Raw genomic sequence first — 21,399 nt, 5'->3', positions numbered from 1 at the left:
TGCCTCCTCAGATGTGTTTGAGATGCAGGTTGTTGCTCGTTATCGTGCTGGTGCTTGCGCTGTCGGCGCTGGTGATATTCGTAATGGGATACAACAAGATCCGCTCGGCGCACGTGCGGGTCGCCGAGGCGCTGTCGGGCATCGACGTCGAGCTGACTCGGCGGGCATCGCTGATACCCAGCCTGGTGCATACCGTGCAGACGTTCGCCGTCCACGAAAAGGGCATCCTCGACCACGTCACCAACGCCAGGGCAGCGCTGACGTCGGCGACCAGTGGCAAGTCCGTGGCTCAACGTAGCGCCGCCGAGAAGGACCTGGATTCGGCCTTGGCGCCGCTGCTGGCGCTGGGTCAGAGCTATCCGCAGCTCAACTCGTCGAACAACTTTCTCAATCTTCAGGACAACCTGGCCGACACCGAAAACAAGCTGGCCTTCGCCCGGCAGTACTACAACGATTCGGTGGCCACCCTGAACGGTTTGATCAGCACCATCCCCTGGATGTTCGTCGCACCGCTGACCGGAGTGGGTGAGCAGGAGTACTACCAGACGCCGCGGTAGCGGCCGCTCCTAGACTGGCGCGGTGCGTCTTGTCTTCGCCGGTACCCCCGAGCCCGCCGTGCCCTCGCTCGCGCGGCTCGTCGAATCGTCACGTCACGATGTCGTCGCGGTGCTGACCCGCCCCGACGCCGCCTCAGGCCGGCGCGGCAAACCGTCGCCGTCGCCGGTCGCCCGGTACGCGGCCGACCGCGACATCCCCGTGTTGCGGCCGAACAAGCCGAACTCCGAAGAGTTCATCGGTGAGCTGACCGAACTGGCGCCCGAGTGCTGCGCCGTCGTGGCCTACGGCGCACTGCTCAGCGAGCGGCTGCTCGCCGTGCCCGAACACGGCTGGGTCAACCTGCATTTTTCGTTGCTGCCTGCCTGGCGCGGTGCGGCCCCCGTGCAGGCGGCCATCGCCGCCGGCGACACGGTGACGGGCGCGACGACCTTCCGGATCGAACCTGCGCTCGATTCCGGACCGGTCTACGGCGTGGTCACCGAAACCGTGCGGCCCACCGACACCGCCGGGGAACTTCTTGAGCGGCTGTCCATCTCGGGTGCGGCACTGTTGGAAACGACCATCGACGGCATCGCCGATGCGTCGCTGACACCGGTGGCGCAGCCGCCCGACGGCATCACCATCGCACCCAAGATCACCGTGGAGGAGGCCAGGGTTCGGTGGGACCTGCCCGCTCATGTCGTCGATCGCCGTATCCGGGCCGTCACACCAAACCCCGGCGCGTGGACCATGATCGGGGATCTGCGGGTAAAGGTCGGGCCGGTGTCGTTGGACGAGTTCGAGGGATCCGACGAATCCGCGAACGCTCTTGCACCAGGCGCGATCCGGGTCGACCGCACCGGTGTGCGCGTCGGGACCGGCTCGCGCCCCGTGGCCCTCGGCCTCATCCAGCCGCCGGGAAAGAAGCCGATGAACGCCGCGGATTGGGCCCGCGGGGCGCGGCTCGACGAATCGGCGAAGGCCCAATGACCAAGCCTCGCAACAACAAGCGTTCTCACCGCCGCAAGCCGCTCGACCCGGCGCGTCAGGCCGCGTTCGATGTGCTTCGTGCCGTGTCGGAAAAGGACTCCTACGCCAACCTTGCGCTGCCCGCGTTGTTGCGTGATCGCGGAATCACCGGCCGCGACGCTGCGTTCGCGACCGAACTCACCTATGGCACCTGCCGCACCCGGGGTCTGCTGGACGCGATCATCGGCGCGGCCGCCGGACGCTCGCCGGACAATATCGACCCCGTTCTGCTGGATCTGCTGCGGCTGGGCGCCTACCAACTCATGCGCACCCGTGTCGAACCGCACGCGGCGGTGTCCACCACCGTGGAGCAGGCCGGAATCGAATTCGATTCAGCGCGAGCGGGGTTCGTCAACGGGGTATTGCGGGCCATCTCGCGCCGCGACGAGCAGTCCTGGGTCGAGGAGCTGGCACCAGACGCCCTGACTGATCCGGTCGGTCACGCAGCATTTGTCCACGCGCACCCGAGGTGGATCGCGCAGGCGTTCGTGGATGCGCTCGGTGCGGACGCCGGGCAGCTCAACGCACTACTGGCCAGCGATGACGAACGGCCGGCGGTTCACCTGGCCGCGCGGCCGGGTGTGCTGGCGGCGGAAAAGCTGGCCGAGCAGGTGGATGGCACCGTGGGTCGCTACTCGCCGTATGCGGTCTATCTGTCCGGCGGCGATCCCGGTCAGCTCGCACCGATCCGGGACGGCGCTGCACTCGTTCAGGACGAGGGCAGCCAGTTGGTGGCCCGCGCCCTGACGCTTGCCGAGTTGGATGGTCCGGACGCAGGGCGCTGGCTCGATCTCTGTGCCGGGCCCGGCGGCAAGACGGCGCTGTTGGCCGCGCTCGCCGGGGACGGGCGGGTCACCGCCGTCGAACCCGCGCCGCGCCGCGCCGACCTCGTCGAGCAGAACACCGCGGGCCTTCCGGTTGACGTAGTCCGCGTCGACGGCCGGGATCCCGGACTGGACCCCGGCTTCGACCGGGTCCTGGTCGACGCGCCCTGCACTGGGCTGGGCGCACTGCGGCGCAGGCCCGAGGCGCGCTGGCGCCGGGTGCCCGGCGACGTGCCGCAGCTGGCCAAACTGCAACGCGAGTTGTTGGCGTCGGCGATACGCCTGACCCGGCCGGGCGGTGTGGTGCTGTACGCCACGTGCTCCCCGCATCTTGTCGAAACCGTCGGCGTCGTGGCCGATGCGTTGCGTCGCCATCCGGTGACGACGTTGGACGCCCGACCGCTTTTCGACCCGGTGGACGGTCTCGGCGACGGCCCGTATGTCCAGTTGTGGCCGCACCGGCACGGCACCGATGCCATGTTCGCGGCCGCGCTCAAAGTAGGGTGAGGCCATGCCGAAGCCGCTGATCGCGCCGTCGATTCTGGCCGCCGACTTCGCCGAGCTGGGTGACGAAGTCGCCGCGGTGACCGGTGCGGACTGGTTGCACGTCGACGTGATGGACAACCATTTCGTGCCGAACCTCACCATCGGGCTGCCGGTCGTCGAAGCTCTGCTGAAGCGGACCGACATCCCGATGGACTGTCACCTGATGATCGACAATCCCGAGCGCTGGGCGCCGCCGTACGCCGAGGCGGGCGCCTACAACGTCACATTTCATGCCGAGGCGACCGACAACCCGGTGGGCGTCGCCCGCGATATCCGCGCCGCGGGCGCGAAGGCGGGCCTGTCGGTCAAGCCCGGTACACCGATCGAGCCCTATCTGGAGATCCTGCGCGAGTTCGACACGGTGCTGATCATGTCGGTCGAACCGGGATTCGGTGGCCAGAAGTTCATCGCCGAGGTATTGCCGAAGGTTGGCACATTGCGCCGACTGGCCGACGCCGGCGAGCTGACCATCGTGGTCGAGATCGACGGCGGAATCAACGGCGACACCATCGAAGAGGCGGCACTGGCCGGGGTCGATTGCTTCGTGGCCGGGTCGGCGGTCTACAGCGCCGAGGATCCCGCCGCGGCGGTGGAATCGTTGCGCCGCCAGGCGGCTGCGGCGTCAAAACACCTGCAACTATGAATCTCGAGGCCGCGATGCGGCTGGCGATCGAACAGGCCGAACGGGTCAAGGGTGGCACCTATCCGAACCCGCCCGTCGGCGCGGTCATCCTGGACAGCGACAACGAGGTCGCCGGAGTCGGAGCGACTGAGCCACCCGGCGGACCGCACGCCGAGGTGCTGGCCCTGCGCAGAGCAGGGGAACGCGCCGTCGGAGGCACGGCGGTGGTGACACTAGAGCCCTGCAACCACCACGGCCGTACTCCTCCGTGTGTGGATGCGCTTGTCGCGGCTGGAGTTTCGACGGTCGCGTATGCAGTCGCCGACCCGAACCCGGTGGCGGCCGGCGGCGCGTCGAGACTGGCCGAGATCGGGCTCGAGGTGGTTGCCGGTGTGTTGGCCGATCGTGTCGCCGGTGGGACGCTGAGGGAGTGGCTGCACAAGCAGCGCACCGGATTACCGCACGTGACTTGGAAATTCGCCACCAGTGTCGACGGTCGCAGCGCTGCGGCGGACGGTTCCAGCCAGTGGATCACCAGCGAGGCGGCGCGGGCCGACGTGCACCGCAGGCGGGCCGTCGCCGACGCGGTTCTGGTCGGCACGGGCACAGTGTTCGTCGACGACCCGTTGCTCACCGCACGGTTGCCGGACGGATCTCTCGCGGAGCGTCAGCCGTTGCGGGTCGTGGTTGGCGAACGTGAGATATCCTATGAATCAAAGGTTTTGAACGACGATTCGCGGACAATGGTGATTCGGACCCGAGATCCCCATGAGGTGCTCAAAGCGCTGTCGGACCGCACCGACGTGCTGCTCGAGGGTGGGCCGACGCTCGCAGGCGCGTTCCTCCGTGCCGGGGTGATCGACCGTATCCTGGCCTACATCGGGCCAATTCTGTTGGGCGGCCCGATCACCGCGATCGACGACGTCGGGGTGCTGTCGATTGCGCACGCGCAACGCTGGCGATTCGACGGCGTCGAGTCGATCGGACCCGATGTGCTACTCAGCCTGGTCCAGGGCTAATCAGGGTCAAGCGGTCGGTGTTCTATCAGGTCGCGCACACCGCCGACGCCCAGCCGTTCGCGGAAGGCGCGCACGGTGTAGCCGATGACCTTCGCCTCGGTGCGTGCTCGCACTGTCGCCGAGCGCGGCAGATGAAACACCGGTCCGATCTCACCGAGATAGTCCCCGCGCTTGGCAAGTTTCTGTAGTTCCTCACCGCCACTTGCCAATTCGCGGACGATCTCGAGCTCGCCCTCGGCGACGACGTAGATCAGTTCGCCCATTGTGCCCTGCTCGAAAAGGACGTCGCCGGCATCCAACTCCACGGTGTCGGGGGGCCGGTCGGTGACCGCGAAGTCGGGAACGAGTTCGACGACGCGATCGGCCAGCGGAAGTATCCGGCTGTCGTGGGTCGCCACGACCACCATCCGGTCCCCGGTGGCAAGTTCGCGGATGAGCCGCAATATCTCCTCGACCTGAATGAAGTCCAGGTGCGCGGTCGGTTCGTCGGCCAGGATCAGCGGCGGATCGAGCGCGATTGCGCGCGCAACCGCCACTCGCTGCTGCTGACCTCCGCTGAGGTCACCCGGCCGATGAGATACCCGCTCCTCCAGGCCGACCCGCGAGAGCAGCTGTCCGGCGCGCTTGCGGGCCGCGCGACGCGGCTGGCCCGCCGCGAGCAGTGGCACCATGACATTCTCCAGTGCGGTGAGGCTGGGCACGAGATTGAATGCCTGAAACACAATGCCGACGGTCTCGCGCCGGTAATTCGACATCTCGTGGCCGTCAAGCGATGTCACATCGACGTCACCGAACTTGATGGCTCCCGAGGTGGGTTTCAAGATCCCGCCGAGGCACGACAGCAGAGTCGTCTTTCCGCACCCGCTCGGACCCATGAGGATGACGAGCGAACCGGCCGACACATCAAGATTGAAGCCATCGATGGCGCGGACGATGTCGGCGCCGCTGGTGTACTCGACCACCAGGTTCTGAATGCTGAGATCGCCCACGGCTCAGGGACCTCCGAACGCGAGGGCGGGGTCAACCGATACGGCGCGGTGCAGTCCTGTGGCGCTGGCGATCAGCCCGATGGCGATGGCGATGGCGGGCAGCGCGATGAACGCCTCGCCGGGAACGATGACCTGCATCGGAAACAGCGGCCCGAGAAGCATCGAAAGACCGGCGCCGACAAGCGCGGCGAGCAGCGCCACGATGATCGCCTGCATCGCGAGTCCAGCCGCGATGCTCTTGGTGGGAACTCCAATCGCCTTGAACACCGCGAAGTCTCGCAATCGTTCCAGCGCGGACAGGTAGATCACCGATGCCACGACGAGCGCGGCGACCACCCAGAGCAGAACGGCCACGATCGTGATCGAGTTGACGGCGACCTTCAGCGGCCGCAGCAGATCCTCGACGGCTCCGTTGCGGTCGATGGCGCGATATCCAGGGGGAGCGTCCTCGAGAGTGCCGCGTACGCCGATGGATGCGACAAGCGGCTCGCCGGCGTAGACGAGTTCCTGTGCGCCCTGGGTGGTGAGGAAGACGTTTGGCAGGTTCGCCAGCGCAGTGGAGTTCTCCACGATGCCGACGACGCGCAGCTTGTGCGACGCGATCTCGACTTCGTCGTCGATCCCTTTGCCGAGCGTGCTCGAGACCGCGACTTCGTCCGGCATCGATGGCGGCCGGCCCTCGGAGACCGCGGGCATGCCCGGTCCGTTCTCCGGCGCACCGAAGATGTCCACGTTCCGTGTCGAACCGTCGAGTGTGGCCGTACCGCCAGCGTATGCGAGCGGGGCGGCCGCGTCCACGCCGGGAGCGTTCGCGATCCGGCGAAGTTCCACCGGAGCGAACGGCGTCGCGCCGACGAACGGACCCGAGGCGCCTGCTTTGACGATGAAAAGGTCGACGCCGAGAGAATCGACGGTTTTATCGGCCTCGACGCGGAAACCGTTGGCGAGACCGGTTAGGACGAGGGTCATCGCGAAGATGATGGCGGTGGACAGGATCGCAATGACGAATCGCCGTCGTCGCCACTGCATGTCGCGCAGCGCGGCCATCAGCATGACGGCGACGTTACCGACGCTTGCGCGTTCGCGTGTCGGGTTTGGCTACGATGTGACCTTCGCGACTGCCTCGATCAACGCCTTGCAGAAGGCCGGCAGGTCATCGGGTTTACGGCTGGAAACCAATGTGTTTGGGCCGCGCGAGCATTCGACGACTTCGTCATCGACCCAATTTGCGCCGGCGTTGACGAGGTCGGTCTTGACGCTGGGCCACGAGGTCATCGTCCGCCCGCGCACCACGTCGGCCTCCACCAGCGTCCAGGGTCCGTGGCAGATCACCGCGACCGGCTTCCCTTCGTCGAAGAAGTCCTTGGCGAAGGCGACGGCGTCGCCGTTCGTGCGCAGGAAATCGGGATTGGCGACGCCTCCCGGCAGCACCAACGCGGCGTAATCGGCGGCGGATACCTTGTCGGCGGCTTTGTCCGCCTCGAACGTGTCAGCCGGAGTCAGGTGATTGAATCCCTGCACCTTGCCGACTTCCGTCGATACGAGTTCGGGCGTCGCGCCGGCCCGCTCGACTGCCTCCCAGGGTTCGGTCAGTTCGACCTGCTCGACGCCTTCGGGTGCTACGAGGAACGCAATTTTCTTGCCGTTCAGTGAAGTTGCCATGAATTCTCGTCCCTTCAAAGTGTGGCGTTTCCCACGCATACCCGGCGTGGTGAGCTGCAAACAGGGGTGCTGGCGTCGGTACACTTGTACCAGAGCTGGCCATAGTGGTCTGGCTGCGTGATCGCGCTTTCACCGACGAGCTGCGCGGGTGAGCACCAACGAAGGACAACGAGCATGACTGCATTGCAGGACTGGCTCAGCGATCGCCCGATGGATCCCCGAACTATCAAAACGTTGATCCACGACGCGATTCGCGGCCTATCGGCCGACGAGCCGCAATCACTTTCCGAGCCGACCCTGATGGGCCGCGGACTCGAGCGCTGCTGACCGCCGACTACTCAGGTCGGTGGTGGCCCCCCGGTTGCTCCAACCGGGCGGTCTCATCCGCGGGCTGACTCGATATCCGGTGTGTCGGCGTCTCGATGGCCTGCGTCGGGTTGTCATCGGCGGGTGAGCCGGCGCGCACGCGCTGCGGGACGGCGTCGACCGGCTCAATCGGCTCGTCGGCGTGCTCATGACGCCCACTGATCAGCAGGGCCAGGAGGGCGCCCGCCAGGCACACGACGCAGGTGATCTTGAAGATCTCGCCGTACTGCAGCACATAGGCCTCGCGGGACGCCTGCGCCAGGCGCGTGGTTTCGGCGAGCAATCGGCCACCGGGCGTGTCGGCGGACATCGGCGGTAGCGCCGCGAGACGCTCCTGCAGGTACTGGTTGAACTTGTACAGACCCCAGGCGGACAGCGCCGCGATACCGATCAGCATGCCGATCATCCGCGCGACCACCACCGCCGCGGAGGCAATGCCGTGCTGGGCGGCGGGCACCACCCGCAAGCTAGCCGATGTCAGGGGGCCGATGACCAGGCCCAGTCCCAGGCCGGCGATCACGAGGTCGGTGTCCAGCATCGGCAACGTGATGAAGCCGAGATCGTGGCGGGCCGACAGCACGTCGGCGGGCCAACCCGCGACCAGGTAATAGCCGCCTGCGGCGATGAGCAGCCCGGCGAACGCGACGATCCGGTCGCCGACTCTGGTGGCGATCCAGCCGCCGAGCAGCGCCCCGACCGGCAGTGCGGCCAGGAAGCGCAGCAGGAGGAACGCAGCCTGATTTTGGTCCTGGCCGAGCACGGCCTGACCGAACAGCTCGACGTTGACCAAGGTCACCATCAGCGCCGCACCCGCGAACAGGGAGGCGCCCAGCGCAGCGAGGAACGGCCGGAAATGCACGCCCGCCGGTTCTATCAGCCGGGTCTTGGCGAATCGTTCCCAAACGAAGAACGCGACGGCGGCGATCAGCGCGCCGATGATCAGTGGCGCGCCGTAGCTCGGCAATACCTGCTTGCCGTCCGGAGCCGGATTGTAGAGGCCGAAGGTCGCCAAACCCAGTGTGAGCGCAAGGAGTAGGCCGCCGACGACGTCGACCTTCTCACGTGTCTCGGACTCCTGCCGCGACGGCAGGCTGAAGTGGATCATGACCATGGCGATCAGCGCGAGAGGCACATTGATCCAGAACACCGACTGCCAGTGGTGGAACACCCAGACCAAAGCAATGCCGTAGATGGGTCCGAGCACGCTGCCGAGCTCTTGAGCGGCGCCGACGCCACCGAGCACCGCCGCGCGGTTACGGCTCGACCACAGGTCGGCGGCGAGCGCCAGCGTGACCGGCAGCAGAGCGCCGCTTGCGATGCCCTGGATGAGCCGTCCGGTGACGAGGATGTCGAGGTCCGTGGACATCGCCGTTACCACCGAGCCGATCGCGAAACCGGCAAGACTGACCTGCAACAACAGCTTTCGGCCGAATCGGTCCGACGCCCGGCCCAGCAGCGGCATCGCCGCGATGTAGCCGAGCAGATACACAGTGATGATCGGCGTGACCCGCTGGATCTGATTGATGCCGATGCCGATGTCGAACATGATGTCGCGAATGATCGTGACCACGACATAGGTGTCGAGGGCGCCGAGCAACACCGCAAGGCTGCCCGCGCTGATCGCGATGCGCCGGCCGGACGTCGCCGGCGCGGTGGCTTCTGTCGAGGCTTGCATCAGACCGCCGGCTTGGCGACCGTCACAGGCTTACCCCAGTCCGACAGCGTCATCGTGAGGCTGTTGTCCGTGGTCGGGTCCATCTTGGCCTGCACCAGTTCGTGGTTGCCTTCCTCGGCAATCCACGCCGTTCCGGGAACCGGGCCGGTGGCGCCGACCTGAGGAACGATCTTGTCCACGGCGTCCTTGCTGATGGTTCCGGTCACGCGGACGGTCTTGACGCCGTTGATGGTCTCGCGGGCCTCGGCCTTGGGATCGGAGAAGTTGGCCAGCACGTTGGCCAGACCCATTTCGGGCGACAGGACCGCGGAGGCGTCGTAGATGTCTGCAGCAGGCCCGAAGTCCTGGAACGAGCCCGCCGTGATCGCGCCGTAGAGGATGCCGTCGACCACGACGAAGTTGACGCCCTCCAACCGCTGGCCCAGGAACAGGATGTTCGCCTTGCCCTGCGCGGCAACCGCGGGCGTGGTGGTCAGATCGCCCTCGAGCGTCTCGATCGGGAACGAGGCGATCTCACCCTGCACCGTCAGCAGGAGGTGCACGCTGGTCTGGGCCTTGGTGGTCTCGGCTGACTGCTGTAGCAGCGTCGCGGCGTCGGGCAGATTCTTGTTGTCCTCGGAACTCGAGCACCCTGCGAGCAGAGCAGCAGAAATGAAGAGCGCGGCGAAGATCGCCAGGAGGCGGGTCGGCATGAGTGCATCGTAGAGGGTGCGCCGACCCTGACGTGGTGGCCGGGCGCGGGTGGACGTAGAAATGTGGCGGTTGAGCTGGACTTTCGGCGTGTCGTCGTCTCGCCGCACACGGGGGATTAGTCTGGCGGCGTGTTCACCGGAATCGTCGAAGAACTGGGCGAAATCGTCGGCAAGGAAGACCTCGGCGATTTTGCCCGATTCGCCATCCGCGGACCCGTCGTCACCTCTGATGCGGGGCATGGCGATTCGATTGCGGTGAACGGCGTGTGCCTGACCGTCGTCGAGGTCCGTCCGGACGGCACATTCACTTCCGACGTGATGGGCGAGACGCTGAACAGATCCAGCCTGCGCGGTGTCGGTGTCGGCAGCCGCGTGAATCTGGAGCGCGCGGCCGCGGTGAACAGTCGCCTTGGCGGTCACATCGTGCAGGGCCACGTCGACGGCACCGGCCATGTCATCGCGCGCACCCCGGCGCAGCACTGGGAGGTTGTGCGGATCGCGCTGCCGATGGCGCTCACCAGGTATGTGGTGGAGAAGGGCTCGATCACCGTCGACGGAGTGTCGCTGACTGTCTCCGCGGTAGGTCACGACTGGTTCGAGATCTCCTTGATTCCGACGACGCTCGAGCTGACGACCCTCGGGAAGGCCGCGGTTGGCACATCGGTCAACCTCGAGGTCGACATCATCGCCAAATACGTCGAACGGCTGCTGGATGCCAAGGACGGGTCCATCGACGCCTCGGGCGATTGACGACCGAAACCCCAGGTCAGGGGAGCGAGAATAAGACTTCGGCCGTGGTGGTTCATACTGATGTGGTGACGAGGCTGGACTCCGTTGAGCGGGCGGTTGCCGACATCGCTGCGGGTAAGGCCGTGGTGGTCATCGACGACGAGGATCGCGAGAATGAAGGCGATCTGATCTTCGCCGCCGAGAAGGCGACTCCCGAGCTCGTCGCGTTCATGGTGAGGTACACGTCCGGGTACCTGTGTGTGCCGCTGGACGGTGCGATCTGCGACAAGCTGGGTCTGCTGCCCATGTACGCGGTGAACCAGGACAAGCACGGCACCGCCTACACGGTCACTGTGGATGCGAAAAAGGATGTCGGAACCGGGATTTCGGCTTCTGACCGCGCCACCACGATGCGCTTGCTCGCCGATCCGACCGCCGTCGCCGATGACTTCACCCGGCCGGGACATGTCGTCCCGCTGCGCGCCAAGGACGGCGGGGTGCTGCGTCGCCCCGGTCACACCGAGGCCGCCGTCGACCTGGCCCGGCTCGCCGGACTTCAGCCCGCTGGTGCCATCTGCGAGATCGTCAGCCAGAAGGACGAAGGCGCGATGGCCCAGACCGACGAGCTGCGGGTCTTCGCCGACGAGCACGACCTGGCGCTTATTTCGATCGCCGATCTCATCGAGTGGCGGCGCAAGCACGAGAAGCACATCGAGCGCATCGCCGAAGCCCGCATCCCGACCCGGCATGGTGAGTTCCGCGCGGTCGGCTACACGAGCCTGTACGAAGAGGTCGAGCACGTCGCGCTGGTGCGTGGCGACATCGCCGGACCGCACGGTGACGGACACGACGTACTCGTCCGGGTGCACTCGGAATGCCTCACCGGCGATGTGTTCGGTTCGCGGCGCTGTGACTGTGGTCCACAGCTGGACGCGGCGTTGGCGATGGTGGCGCGCGAGGGCCGCGGTGTCGTGCTGTACATGCGCGGACACGAAGGCCGAGGCATCGGCCTGATGCACAAGTTGCAGGCCTACCAGTTGCAGGACGCCGGTGAGGACACCGTCGACGCCAACTTGAAGTTGGGCCTGCCCGCCGACGCCCGCGACTACGGCATCGGCGCACAGATACTCGTCGACCTCGGTGTGCGGTCCATGCGGCTGCTCACCAACAACCCGGCGAAGCGCGTCGGCCTCGACGGCTACGGACTGCACATCATCGAACGTGTTCCGCTGCCGGTCCGCGCCAACGCGGAGAACATCCGGTATCTGATGACCAAGCGCGACCGGATGGGCCACGACCTCATCGGCCTGGACGAGTACCACGAGGCTGTGACGATGGACTCCTACGAAGAGGGTGTGTACCTGCTTGGAGAGCGCAGTGATCGCACCCCGCCGGAACGTGATCTCGGCGGAGCCCTGTGAGCCCAGCTGCGGGCGTTCCCGATCTGCCTCAGCTCGACGCATCGGGGTTGACGCTGGCTATCGTCGCCAGCACCTGGCACGAGACGATCTGCGACGCGCTGCTCGACGGCGCACGTAAGGTCGCCGCCGACGCCGGGATCGATGACCCGACAGTCGTGCGCGTCCTTGGTGCCATCGAAATCCCGGTCGTCGCACAGGCATTGGCGGTCGAACACGACGCGGTCGTGGCACTGGGCGTGGTGATCCGCGGCCAGACACCACACTTCGACTACGTGTGCGATGCGGTCACGCAGGGCCTGACCCGGGTCTCGTTGGACGAATCGACTCCGGTCGCCAATGGTGTACTCACCACGAATACCGAGCAGCAGGCCCTCGATCGCGCCGGGCTGCCTGGTTCGACCGAAGACAAAGGCGCGCAGGCAGCGGCGGCAGCGATTTCCACCGCGCTGACGCTGCGCGACCTGCGTCCACGCTCATGAACGACTGGGATGTGGAGATACGGCCCCATCTCACACCGTATTTCGCGTACGGCGCGGCTGCACTCATCCTGGCCGCTCACGTCGCGGTCGGCGTACTGCTGAAGGTCGGGTCGACCGGTGTCATCTTCCAGACGGCCGATCAGGTGGCGATCGCACTTCTCGGTGCCGTCATCGCGTCAGTGGTCTTGTTGTTCGCCAGGCCACGACTACGTGTCGGCGCCCAGGGTATTGCGGTGCGGAACCTGTTGACGTACCGGCTGATTCCATGGTCGGAGGTGGTCGATGTGTCGTTCCATCGTGGTGCCCGATGGGCGCGAGTCGATCTGGCCGACGATGAGTACGTTCCGGTGTTGGCGATTCAGGCGGTCGACAAGGACCGGGCGGTTGCCGCGATGAACACCATCCGCGGACTTCTCGAGCGCTACAAGGGCATCAACTCACGCTGAGCGTCATCGGGACCTCACCTCTGGACTTGACGGTTTCGGTCGGCGTGACAGCGGCGAACCCGAGGCTCTCGTACACGGCGCACGCCGCCGCATTGCCGGACGCGACCCGCAGCGTGATGGTTCTGACCTGTTGGTGGCGTGCCCAGTCCACCGCCGCGGCCACCAGTGGACGAGCCAGGCCCCGTCCGCGGACTGTCGGGTCGAGCCAGAGCGAGTAGAGATACACCGATTCGGGATTCTCCTGCTGCGCGGCGATCAGTCCGACCAGTCGATCGTCGACGACGGCAGCGAACTGTGCGTGCCTACGCAGCCTCCGGCGCCACTGCGCGGCGGTGAACGCGACCTCCTTCTGGTACTGCGGATCGCGTTCGCCCAAGGAGTCGACCAAGGCTCGCAACCGGATCACGGCGAACGCTCGCCAGTCGGACTCGGTGAGGCGGGTGACCCTCGCGGTCACCCGGTGTCGCCCATCACCAGCCCCTCGCGGCGAGGATCCGCGCCACCGGTCAGGCCCGTTTCGCTGCGGATGATTGCGGACAACCCGCTCGACTGGTCTGCCAGGTCCACCTGGTGTCCGAGCTTGCGCAGGCCCACCACCAGCGGGTCGTGGTCGCCATTATCGGAGGTATCGATCACGGGATGTTCACCGCCGACGTTGGTTTTTTCGGTGTTCGCCGCGCCGAAGTCGACCATGGATACCGCCTGTTGCGGACCAAGTCCCCAATCCAGCATGCCGACAACAGTTTTCACCACAAACTGGATGATGGACGAGCCTCCCGGCGAACCGAGTACCGCATAGAGCGGACCTCGAGCGGCAGGCTGACCCGCCGACGGGGTGTCGAAGACCAACGTGGGCGCCATCGTGCTGCGCGGACGCTTGCCGGGCTGGACTCGGTTGGCTACCGGAGCGTCGTCGGGTCCCGCGGGTTCGGCCGAGAAGTCAGTGAGCTGGTTGTTGAGGATGAAGCCGTCCACCATGTGGAACGACCCGAAAGCAGACTCGACCGTGGTGGTCAGCGATGCGGCATTCCCGTGCGCGTCGATGATGCTGACCTGACTTGTTCCGTGTTCCGGCGTTGGCGGCGCCGAGCCTGTCGGCGGGCCGAATTCTCCTGGTTTCGCCGTGCCCATCGAACGCTGATCGGAGATCAGTGCGGCGCGCCCTGCGAGGTAGGCGTTGCTGATCAAGGTTTTCGGCGAGCCACCGGGCAGTGGCACGAAATCGGTGTCGGCGACGTACTTGTCCCGGTCGGCGTAGGCCAATCGCTCCGCCTCTGAGATCAAGTGGACGCCCATCACCGATGGTCGGCCTCCGTTGAGGTCGATATCGGCGGGCTTGTGGTCGGCCATGGGGAAGTGTTCCAGGATGCCCAGCGTTGCGGCGACGGCGATGCCGCCCGACGACGGAGGCGGCATGCCGCAGATTTCCTTGCCGCGATACGGCGCACACAGCGCCTCGCGCTTCTTGACGGTGTAGCCGGCGAGGTCTTCGGTCGTCATCTGACCAGGGGTTCGACCGCCAGATGTATCAGCCACCGCGGCGACGATATCGTCGGCGATGTCGCCGGCGTAGAACGACTGCGGATCAGATGCGATGACACCCAACGTCTTTGCATAGGCAGGGTTGGTCAGGCGGGTCCCTTCGGCCTTGGGGCTGCCGTCGGGGTCCAAGAAGTAATCGGCGGCCTGGGGGTCCAGCTTCAGTTGCGGGGCGCCGTTGGCGATGGCCGCCGCGAGCCGGGGGCTGATGTCGAAGCCGTCGTCGGCGAGGGCGACAGCAGGGTCGAACAGGTCGCGCCAGCCGGTCTTGCCGTGCTCGGCGTGCACGTCCTGCATCAGACGCACGATGCCGGGCACGCCGATCGAGCGACCGGATGCGCGGGCGTCGGGCTTGGGCGCGGTGCGGTCGGTGTCCGAGATCCAGCGCAGATAGTTCTCGGTCGCTGCGGCGGGTGCGACCTCCCGCCCGTCGTATGCCTGTACGGAACCGGCGGCCGCGTCGTAGTACAGCAGAAAGCCACCGCCGCCGATGCCGGAGGACTGCGGCTCGAGCAGGCCAAGCACCACCTGCGCGGTGACCAGTGCGTCGGCGGCGGTTCCGCCGTCGCGGAGCACCTCACACGCTGCCTGGGTGGCCAGCGGGTTGGCAGTGGCCACCGAATAGTCGCTGGTCCGCACCGCGGTCATGTCCTTGCGGTATCCCGTGTCGGTCGGGGTTCCGTTGACGACGACTTCGCATGGCCCGGCGGACCTGGGCTCTGTGCTCTGCTCGGCGGCACATCCGACGAACACCACGGCCACCCCGGTCAGCGGCGCCATCACTTTGAAAAGCGACGAGATCCGCATCACCCGACGGTAGTTCATCGGACGCGTCCGGGGACGGCAGTAACCTGGAATCCGTGCCCGATCCATCGACGTACCGACCTGCGCCGGGGTCGATTCCCGTCGAGCCGGGCGTCTACCGGTTTCGGGACCCGCACGGCCGGGTGATCTACGTCGGCAAGGCCAAGAGCCTGCGTAGCCGATTGAACTCCTACTTCGCCGACCTAGCCGGTCTGGCGCCCAGGACTCGCCAGATGGTGACGACGGCAGCCGGCGTCGAGTGGACGGTGGTCAACACCGAAGTCGAGGCCCTCCAGCTCGAGTACAACTGGATCAAGGAGTTCGACCCGCGGTTCAACGTGCGATACCGCGACGACAAGTCGTACCCGGTGCTCGCCGTCACGCTGAACGAGGAGTATCCGCGACTGATGGTCTATCGCGGGGCGCGGCGCAAGGGGGTTCGCTACTTCGGGCCGTACTCACACGCGTGGGCGATCCGTGAGACGCTCGACCTGCTGACCCGGGTGTTTCCGGCGCGCACCTGCTCGGCGGGAGTCTTCAAGCGACACAGGCAGATCGACCGGCCTTGCCTGCTCGGGTACATCGACAAGTGTTCGGCTCCGTGTGTCGGGCGGGTGACCGCCGAAGAGCATAGGCGGATCGTCGAGAACTTCTGCGACTTTCTGGCTGGCAAGACCGACCGGCTGATTCGTGACATGGAACACGAAATGAACAAGGCCGCCGAGGTGCTGGACTTCGAGCGGGCAGCCCGGTTGCGGGACAACATCTCCGCGATGACGCGGGCGATGGAGAAGCAGGCCGTGGTGTTCGGCGACGGCACCGACGCAGATGTGGTCGCCTTCGCCGACGACGACCTGGAAGCGGCCGTGCAGGTATTCCACGTGCGCGGTGGTCGGGTGCGTGGCCAGCGCGGCTGGATCGTCGAAAAATCCGGCGAGCCAGGCGAATCAAGCCAGGAGCATCTCGTCGAACAGTTCCTCACCCAGTTCTACGGCGACCAGGCCGAACTCGACGCGGCGGCGGACATGTCGTTGACGCCGGTGCCCCGACAGGTGCTGGTTCCGTGTCTGCCCGGCAACGCCGAGGAGTTGGAGACATGGTTGTCACAACTGCGCGGTTCGCGGGTGTCGGTGCGAGTACCCCAGCGCGGTGACAAGCGTGCACTCGCCGAGACCGTGCGGCGCAATGCGCAAGACGCGCTGACGCAGCACAAACTCAAGCGGGCGGGCGACTTCACTGCGAGAAGTGTTGCACTGCAGAACATTCAGGAGTCGCTGGGGCTTGCCGAGGCGCCGCTGCGCATCGAATGTGTGGACATCAGCCACGTCCAGGGCACCGATGTGGTGGCGTCGCTGGTGGTGTTCGAGGACGGCCTGCCGCGCAAGTCCGACTATCGCCATTATGCGATAAGGGAAGCTGCCGGTGAGGGGCGCTCAGACGACGTCGCGTCGATCGCGGAGGTCACCCGGCGACGCTTCCACCGGCACCTGCACGACCTGGAGGACGTGAAAGGACCTGCAGCCCAAGATAATGTCGCCGACGGGGCGGCTCCGCCGGTCAAACCGCGCAAGTTCGCGTATCCACCCAACCTGTTTGTGGTCGACGGTGGTGCCCCACAGGTCAACGCCGCCCAAGCGGCCCTCGATGATCTGGGCATCAACGATGTCGCCGTCATCGGGTTGGCAAAGCGGCTGGAAGAGGTGTGGGTACCGTCCGAGCCCGACCCCCTGATCATGCCCCGCAACAGCGAGGGTCTGTACCTGCTGCAGCGGGTGCGTGACGAGGCGCACCGGTTCGCGATCACCTATCACCGCAGCAAGCGGTCCAAGCGGATGACGGCATCGGCACTCGATTCGGTCCGCGGCCTTGGTGAGCATCGCCGTAAGGCGCTGGTGACGCATTTCGGATCGGTGGCACGCTTGAAGGAGGCCAGCGCCGAGGAGATCACCGCGGTGCCCGGTATCGGCGCCGCGACGGCCAAGGCCGTCCTGGAGGCCCTCGGTGTCCCGACCGAAACCGGAGCGCCCGAACCGATTATCGGCGATGATCAGAGCAGAGCATCCGGATGACAGATCAGGGTATGCAAGAAGAATTGCAGGGTGGCGCCGAAACCGGCGAACGTGGGGAATCAGGCATCGATGTCGTACTGGTCACTGGGCTGTCCGGCGCAGGCCGGGGTACTGCGGCCAAGGTGCTGGAGGACCTCGGCTGGTATGTGGCAGACAATCTGCCGCCGGAGTTGATCGCGCGGATGGTGGAGCTGGGCCTGGCGGCGGGTTCGCGCATCACCCAGCTCGCCGTGGTGATGGATGTGCGATCCCGGGGTTTCACCGGAGACCTTGACTGGGTACGAAACGACCTGGCCACCCGAAACATCACCCCGCGGGTGCTCTTTCTCGAGGCCTCCGACGACATCCTGGTTCGCCGGTACGAGCAAAACCGTCGCAGCCATCCATTACAGGGGAATCAAACTCTTGCAGAAGGCATTGCGGCCGAGCGGACGATGCTCGCGCCGATCCGGGCTGCGGCCGATCTTGTGATCGACACGTCGACGTTGCCGGTCCCCGCACTGCGGGAGAGCATCGAGCGGGCATTCGGAGGGGAAACCGTCGCCCACACAAATGTCACTGTCGAGTCATTCGGATACAAGTACGGGCTGCCCATGGACGCGGATACGGTGATGGATGTGCGCTTTCTTCCCAACCCGCATTGGGTGGATGCACTGCGGCCCCACACTGGGCAGCATCCCGCCGTTCGTGACTACGTACTCGGCCAGCCCGGCGCCGCGGAGTTCCTGGAGACCTATCATCGGCTGCTGGACTTCGTGATCGACGGATATCGCCGCGAGGGAAAGCGCTATATGACTGTTGCCATCGGCTGCACCGGAGGTAAGCATCGCAGCGTCGCGATCGCCGAGGCGTTGGCGGCCAGGCTCCAGGGCGGTGACGACCTGACGGTGCGGGTATTGCACCGTGATCTGGGGCGCGAATGAGTCCGCGGATCGTTGCCCTCGGAGGTGGGCACGGCCTTTACGCCACGTTGTCGGCAGCCCGCAGGCTCACTCCGCATGTCACCGCGATCGTGACGGTTGCCGACGACGGCGGCTCATCGGGCCGGCTGCGCAGCGAGCTCGATGTCCTGCCGCCGGGCGACCTGCGAATGGCGTTGGCCGCGTTGGCATCCGACAGTCCGCATGGGCGGCTGTGGGCGACCATCCTCCAGCATCGCTTCGGAGGCAACGGTGCGCTGGCGGGTCATCCGATCGGCAACCTCATTCTCGCCGGCCTCAATGAAGTACTGGCTGATCCGGTGGCGGCGCTCGACGAGCTGGGTCGCGTGCTCGGCATCCACGGGCGGGTGCTGCCGATGTGCCCGATGGGTCTGGAGATCGAGGCCGACGTCGCGGGGCTGGAATCCGATCCGCGGATGAGCCGGGCGATCCGCGGTCAGGTGGCGATCGCAACCACGGTGGGCAAGGTTCGCCGGGTCCGGCTGATACCCGGTGACCCGCCCGCCACGCGGCAGGCGGTGGACGCGATCATGGCCGCCGACCTGGTTGTGCTCGGGCCCGGTTCATGGTTCACCAGCGTCATCCCGCACGTGCTGGTCCCGCAGCTGGCAGCGGCCCTGCAGGCGACGACGGCGCGACGGGCGCTGGTGGTGAACCTGGTCGCCGAACCGGGGGAAACGGCGGAGTTTTCGGCCGAGCGGCACATCCACGTGTTGTCGCAGCACGCCCCGGGGTTCACGATGCACGAGGTCATCGTCGATGCCAGCCGGGTCCCAAGTGAACGCGAACGTGAGCAATTGCGCCGCACCGCCAAAATTCTGGATGCTCAAGTTGAGTTTGCTGACGTGTCCAGACCTGGTACACCTTTACATGACCCGGCGAGGTTGGCCGCGGCCCTGGAAGGCGTGCGACTGCGTGGGACGGCGCCTGCGGTGCCGACTGCGCCCACACCGACAGCGAACGGACCGAGAGGTGACGACCCGTGGCGATGACAGCCGAGGTCAAAGATGAGCTCAGCCGCCTGCAGGTCAATTCGGTGAGCGCTCGGCGTGCCGAGGTGGCATCGCTGCTCCGTTTCGCCGGGGGACTGCACATCGTGTCCGGGCGGGTCGTTGTCGAGGCGGAGGTCGACCTGGGCATCATTGCCCGGCGCCTGCGCAAGGACATCTATGACCTCTACGGTTACAACGCGGTGGTGCACGTGCTGTCCGCGAGCGGGATACGGAAGAACACGCGGTACGTATTGCGGGTCGCCAAAGATGGCGAAGCCTTGGCGAGGCAAACCGGTTTGCTCGATCTGCGTGGGCGCCCGGTGCGTGGGCTCCCCGCGCAGGTGGTCGGAGGCAGCGTTGCCGATGCCGAAGCCGCTTGGCGCGGAGCGTTTTTGGCACATGGATCGCTCACCGAGCCGGGCCGATCCTCGGCGCTGGAGGTCAGTTGCCCGGGGCCGGAGGCCGCGCTGGCGCTCGTCGGTGCGGCCCGCCGACTGGGCGTCAGCGCGAAGGCCCGCGAGGTGCGAGGCGCAGACCGGGTGGTGGTGCGCGACGGTGAGGCCATCGGCGCACTGCTGACGCGGATGGGTGCGCAGGACACCAGGCTGACGTGGGAAGAGCGGCGGATGCGCCGCGAGGTGCGCGCCACGGCCAACCGGTTGGCCAACTTCGACGACGCCAATCTGCGGCGCTCCGCTCGGGCCGCGGTCGCCGCGGCCGCGCGGGTGGAACGGGCCCTGGACATCCTCGCCGACACCGTGCCCGACCATCTGGCTGCCGCGGGCAAGCTCCGTGTTGAGCATCGGCAGGCTTCGCTGGAAGAACTGGGACGCCTTGCCGACCCGCCTATGACGAAAGATGCTGTGGCGGGTCGTATTCGGCGACTGCTGTCCATGGCCGATCGCAAGGCCAAGCAGGACGGCATTCCCGACACCGAATCAGCGGTCACGCCAGATCTACTCGAAGACGCCTGACGCTTCGAACTCATGGAGACGTTGAGAGTCGGTGCCGCCTTTCCCGATCCGCCGTTCAACGGTATGCCGGATGGCGGCGGCCTGGATATCGACTTGATGGCCGCGCTGGCCGAAAAGCTGGGAGCGACGGTCGAATTCGTTCCGTACGAAGGCGCGGATTTCAACGGTATCTTCGACGGGCTCGGCACTGCGTACGACTGCGTCACCGCGGGCACGACCGTCACGCCCGAGCGCGAGCGAAAGGCACAGTTCGTCCCGCCCTACCTCATCTCCGGCCAGTCGCTGGCTGTCGACACCAGACGCCTTCCGCAGGTGAAGTCCGTCGACGACCTCGAAGGCCTGACCATTGGTGTCCAGCAGGGCAACACCAGCCAGCCGATCGCCGAACGGCTCGTCGCCCATGGCAAGGCCGCCGCCACCCGCGTCTACGACTACGGCGCCATCCGCTCAGCGCTGACAGACCTGACCACCGGCGCATGCGACGCGTTCATGAAGCTCGCGCCGGTGCTCACCGAGCTCGTCAAACCGATGGCCGGCGTCGACGTCGTGCAGCGCGGCATCTCGGTCGAGAACATCGCGATCGCGGTCCCGCTCGGCGACCAGAAGCTGCTGGGCCGGCTCATCGTCGCGCAGGCCGAGTTGGAGGACGACGGCACACTGCAGCGCATCCGCGGAAAATGGCTGGGCAATCCGTACGCCGACCAGAACCTGGCCGTGCACTGACCAGCCCGCGCGTGGGATGTATCACAGCACTAGGCTGGCCGTTGAGTATCAAGGCCAAATAAGGGAGAAACACGTGACCATCCGGGTTGGCGTTAACGGCTTCGGTCGAATCGGACGCAACTTCTACCGGGCCCTGGCGGCGCAGCAGGCCGAGGGCAAGAACACCGACGTCGAGATCATTGCGGTCAACGACCTGACCGACAACGCCAGCCTGGCGCACCTGCTGAAGTTCGACTCGATCCTGGGCCGTTACCCCGAGGACATCAGCCTCGAGGGCGAGGACACCATCGTGATCGGCAACACCAAGATCAAGGCACTCGA

23 protein-coding genes are annotated in these 21,399 nt (G+C 66.3%); 16 read left to right on the top strand and 7 right to left on the bottom strand.

Features of this window, described 5'->3' with window-relative positions:
- Nucleotides 1-11 precede the first annotated feature (11 nt).
- The 5 genes from CSQ99_RS28680 to ribD are packed head-to-tail and all read left to right on the top strand — an operon-like array spanning nucleotide 12 to nucleotide 4,577.
- Entirely contained in the window at nucleotides 12-557 is a 546-nt protein-coding gene (locus CSQ99_RS28680; RefSeq protein WP_099042381.1) for a LemA family protein, read from the top strand.
- A gap of 22 nt (nucleotides 558-579) precedes the next feature.
- A complete protein-coding gene (gene fmt / locus CSQ99_RS28675) occupies nucleotides 580-1,527 on the top strand; it encodes a methionyl-tRNA formyltransferase (protein ID WP_099042380.1) in 948 nt (315 codons plus the stop codon).
- On the top strand, nucleotides 1,524-2,897 hold the full coding sequence (locus tag CSQ99_RS28670) for an RsmB/NOP family class I SAM-dependent RNA methyltransferase (protein WP_099042379.1): 1,374 nt from the start codon (nucleotides 1,524-1,526) through the stop codon (nucleotides 2,895-2,897). Before fmt ends, CSQ99_RS28670 begins: the two co-directional genes overlap by 4 nt.
- Before the next feature lie 4 nt (nucleotides 2,898-2,901).
- Nucleotides 2,902-3,579, top strand: a complete 678-nt coding sequence (rpe, locus tag CSQ99_RS28665; RefSeq protein WP_099042378.1) for a ribulose-phosphate 3-epimerase — start codon at nucleotides 2,902-2,904, stop codon at nucleotides 3,577-3,579.
- Nucleotides 3,576-4,577, top strand: coding sequence for a bifunctional diaminohydroxyphosphoribosylaminopyrimidine deaminase/5-amino-6-(5-phosphoribosylamino)uracil reductase RibD (gene ribD, locus CSQ99_RS28660; protein ID WP_099042377.1), 1,002 nt, complete (start codon nucleotides 3,576-3,578; stop codon nucleotides 4,575-4,577). Before rpe ends, ribD begins: the two co-directional genes overlap by 4 nt.
- Here ribD and CSQ99_RS28655 read toward each other — a convergent pair.
- From CSQ99_RS28655 to CSQ99_RS28645, 3 genes are read right to left on the bottom strand one after another with little or no spacing between them, the layout of a single operon-like run.
- A complete protein-coding gene (locus CSQ99_RS28655) occupies nucleotides 4,574-5,566 on the bottom strand; it encodes an ABC transporter ATP-binding protein (RefSeq protein WP_099042376.1) in 993 nt (330 codons plus the stop codon). The two genes, ribD and CSQ99_RS28655, sit on opposite strands and share 4 nt — an antisense overlap.
- 3 nt (nucleotides 5,567-5,569) lie before the next feature.
- Complete coding sequence (locus tag CSQ99_RS28650; protein WP_099042375.1) at nucleotides 5,570-6,619, bottom strand: ABC transporter permease; 1,050 nt, start codon at nucleotides 6,617-6,619, stop codon at nucleotides 5,570-5,572.
- A gap of 45 nt (nucleotides 6,620-6,664) precedes the next feature.
- Nucleotides 6,665-7,228: a type 1 glutamine amidotransferase domain-containing protein gene (locus CSQ99_RS28645; RefSeq protein ID WP_176561270.1), complete on the bottom strand. Its 564-nt coding sequence runs from the start codon at nucleotides 7,226-7,228 to the stop codon at nucleotides 6,665-6,667.
- Nucleotides 7,229-7,402: 174 nt separating this feature from the next.
- Here CSQ99_RS28645 and CSQ99_RS31100 point away from each other — a divergent pair, with 174 nt between their 5' ends.
- A complete protein-coding gene (locus CSQ99_RS31100; protein ID WP_176561269.1) occupies nucleotides 7,403-7,555 on the top strand; it encodes a hypothetical protein in 153 nt (50 codons plus the stop codon).
- 7 nt (nucleotides 7,556-7,562) lie between these two features.
- On the opposite strand, the gene CSQ99_RS28640 is transcribed toward CSQ99_RS31100, so the two are convergent.
- Complete coding sequence (locus CSQ99_RS28640) at nucleotides 7,563-9,269, bottom strand: MFS transporter (protein ID WP_099042374.1); 1,707 nt, start codon at nucleotides 9,267-9,269, stop codon at nucleotides 7,563-7,565.
- The gene (locus CSQ99_RS28635) at nucleotides 9,269-9,961 is read right to left on the bottom strand and encodes an LppX_LprAFG lipoprotein (RefSeq protein ID WP_099042373.1); all 693 of its coding nucleotides are present in this window, start codon (nucleotides 9,959-9,961) and stop codon (nucleotides 9,269-9,271) included. The genes CSQ99_RS28640 and CSQ99_RS28635 overlap by 1 nt, the downstream gene beginning before the upstream one ends.
- Nucleotides 9,962-10,090: 129 nt before the next feature.
- Between CSQ99_RS28635 and CSQ99_RS28630 the strand changes: the two genes are divergently transcribed.
- From CSQ99_RS28630 to CSQ99_RS28615, 4 genes are all read left to right on the top strand, one after another.
- Nucleotides 10,091-10,711, top strand: a complete 621-nt coding sequence (locus CSQ99_RS28630; protein WP_099042372.1) for a riboflavin synthase — start codon at nucleotides 10,091-10,093, stop codon at nucleotides 10,709-10,711.
- A gap of 65 nt (nucleotides 10,712-10,776) precedes the next feature.
- Nucleotides 10,777-12,111 carry a bifunctional 3,4-dihydroxy-2-butanone-4-phosphate synthase/GTP cyclohydrolase II gene (locus CSQ99_RS28625; protein WP_099042385.1) on the top strand — a complete coding sequence of 445 codons (1,335 nt, stop codon included), beginning with the start codon at nucleotides 10,777-10,779 and terminating at the stop codon, nucleotides 12,109-12,111.
- Entirely contained in the window at nucleotides 12,108-12,590 is a 483-nt protein-coding gene (gene ribH / locus CSQ99_RS28620; protein ID WP_099042371.1) for a 6,7-dimethyl-8-ribityllumazine synthase, read from the top strand. Before CSQ99_RS28625 ends, ribH begins: the two co-directional genes overlap by 4 nt.
- On the top strand, nucleotides 12,587-13,036 hold the full coding sequence (locus CSQ99_RS28615) for a PH domain-containing protein (RefSeq protein ID WP_099042370.1): 450 nt from the start codon (nucleotides 12,587-12,589) through the stop codon (nucleotides 13,034-13,036). The genes ribH and CSQ99_RS28615 overlap by 4 nt, the downstream gene beginning before the upstream one ends.
- Here CSQ99_RS28615 and CSQ99_RS28610 read toward each other — a convergent pair.
- Both CSQ99_RS28610 and CSQ99_RS28605 read right to left on the bottom strand, forming a co-directional pair.
- A complete protein-coding gene (locus tag CSQ99_RS28610; RefSeq protein ID WP_099042369.1) occupies nucleotides 13,023-13,493 on the bottom strand; it encodes a GNAT family N-acetyltransferase in 471 nt (156 codons plus the stop codon). The two genes, CSQ99_RS28615 and CSQ99_RS28610, sit on opposite strands and share 14 nt — an antisense overlap.
- Nucleotides 13,490-15,382 (bottom strand): gamma-glutamyltransferase family protein, encoded by a 1,893-nt coding sequence (locus CSQ99_RS28605; protein ID WP_425437889.1) that lies wholly within the window; start codon nucleotides 15,380-15,382, stop codon nucleotides 13,490-13,492. The genes CSQ99_RS28610 and CSQ99_RS28605 overlap by 4 nt, the downstream gene beginning before the upstream one ends.
- Nucleotides 15,383-15,435: 53 nt before the next feature.
- On the opposite strand from CSQ99_RS28605, the gene uvrC reads away from it, so the two are divergent.
- The 6 genes from uvrC to CSQ99_RS28575 form a co-directional block, all read left to right on the top strand.
- A complete protein-coding gene (gene uvrC, locus CSQ99_RS28600) occupies nucleotides 15,436-17,448 on the top strand; it encodes an excinuclease ABC subunit UvrC (RefSeq protein ID WP_099042368.1) in 2,013 nt (670 codons plus the stop codon).
- An 11-nt stretch (nucleotides 17,449-17,459) separates the two neighbouring features.
- Nucleotides 17,460-18,371, top strand: coding sequence for an RNase adapter RapZ (gene rapZ, locus CSQ99_RS28595; RefSeq protein WP_099042383.1), 912 nt, complete (start codon nucleotides 17,460-17,462; stop codon nucleotides 18,369-18,371).
- Nucleotides 18,368-19,381, top strand: coding sequence for a uridine diphosphate-N-acetylglucosamine-binding protein YvcK (gene yvcK / locus CSQ99_RS28590; protein WP_099042367.1), 1,014 nt, complete (start codon nucleotides 18,368-18,370; stop codon nucleotides 19,379-19,381). The genes rapZ and yvcK overlap by 4 nt, the downstream gene beginning before the upstream one ends.
- Nucleotides 19,378-20,355 carry a DNA-binding protein WhiA gene (gene whiA, locus CSQ99_RS28585; RefSeq protein WP_099042382.1) on the top strand — a complete coding sequence of 326 codons (978 nt, stop codon included), beginning with the start codon at nucleotides 19,378-19,380 and terminating at the stop codon, nucleotides 20,353-20,355. The genes yvcK and whiA overlap by 4 nt, the downstream gene beginning before the upstream one ends.
- A gap of 12 nt (nucleotides 20,356-20,367) precedes the next feature.
- Nucleotides 20,368-21,078, top strand: coding sequence for an ABC transporter substrate-binding protein (locus tag CSQ99_RS28580; RefSeq protein WP_099042366.1), 711 nt, complete (start codon nucleotides 20,368-20,370; stop codon nucleotides 21,076-21,078).
- Nucleotides 21,079-21,151: 73 nt separating this feature from the next.
- The coding region (locus CSQ99_RS28575) for a glyceraldehyde 3-phosphate dehydrogenase NAD-binding domain-containing protein (protein ID WP_245908659.1) at nucleotides 21,152-21,399 on the top strand (248 nt) is incomplete at its 3' end.

Origin of the sequence: Mycobacterium neglectum (assembly GCF_002591975.1) — a bacterium.
GTDB lineage: Bacteria > Actinomycetota > Actinomycetes > Mycobacteriales > Mycobacteriaceae > Mycobacterium > Mycobacterium neglectum.
This window is presented reverse-complemented; position numbering and strand designations above follow the sequence as displayed.

What these genes read in the sequence shown, in the direction of transcription:
- CSQ99_RS28680 (WP_099042381.1), top strand. Translation starts at nt 12, where the DNA reads ATGTGTTTGAGATGCAGGTTGTTGCTCGTTATCGTGCTGGTGCTTGCG.
- CSQ99_RS28615 (WP_099042370.1), top strand. Translation starts at nt 12,587, where the DNA reads ATGAACGACTGGGATGTGGAGATACGGCCCCATCTCACACCGTATTTC.
- CSQ99_RS28640 (WP_099042374.1), bottom strand. Translation starts at nt 9,269, where the DNA reads ATGCAAGCCTCGACAGAAGCCACCGCGCCGGCGACGTCCGGCCGGCGC.
- CSQ99_RS28605 (WP_425437889.1), bottom strand. Translation starts at nt 15,382, where the DNA reads ATGCGGATCTCGTCGCTTTTCAAAGTGATGGCGCCGCTGACCGGGGTG.
- CSQ99_RS28670 (WP_099042379.1), top strand. Translation starts at nt 1,524, where the DNA reads ATGACCAAGCCTCGCAACAACAAGCGTTCTCACCGCCGCAAGCCGCTC.
- CSQ99_RS28580 (WP_099042366.1), top strand. Translation starts at nt 20,368, where the DNA reads ATGGAGACGTTGAGAGTCGGTGCCGCCTTTCCCGATCCGCCGTTCAAC.
- rpe (WP_099042378.1), top strand. Translation starts at nt 2,902, where the DNA reads ATGCCGAAGCCGCTGATCGCGCCGTCGATTCTGGCCGCCGACTTCGCC.
- CSQ99_RS28650 (WP_099042375.1), bottom strand. Translation starts at nt 6,619, where the DNA reads ATGCTGATGGCCGCGCTGCGCGACATGCAGTGGCGACGACGGCGATTC.
- whiA (WP_099042382.1), top strand. Translation starts at nt 19,378, where the DNA reads ATGACAGCCGAGGTCAAAGATGAGCTCAGCCGCCTGCAGGTCAATTCG.
- CSQ99_RS31100 (WP_176561269.1), top strand. Translation starts at nt 7,403, where the DNA reads ATGACTGCATTGCAGGACTGGCTCAGCGATCGCCCGATGGATCCCCGA.
- rapZ (WP_099042383.1), top strand. Translation starts at nt 17,460, where the DNA reads ATGCAAGAAGAATTGCAGGGTGGCGCCGAAACCGGCGAACGTGGGGAA.
- yvcK (WP_099042367.1), top strand. Translation starts at nt 18,368, where the DNA reads ATGAGTCCGCGGATCGTTGCCCTCGGAGGTGGGCACGGCCTTTACGCC.
- CSQ99_RS28645 (WP_176561270.1), bottom strand. Translation starts at nt 7,228, where the DNA reads ATGGCAACTTCACTGAACGGCAAGAAAATTGCGTTCCTCGTAGCACCC.
- CSQ99_RS28635 (WP_099042373.1), bottom strand. Translation starts at nt 9,961, where the DNA reads ATGCCGACCCGCCTCCTGGCGATCTTCGCCGCGCTCTTCATTTCTGCT.
- ribD (WP_099042377.1), top strand. Translation starts at nt 3,576, where the DNA reads ATGAATCTCGAGGCCGCGATGCGGCTGGCGATCGAACAGGCCGAACGG.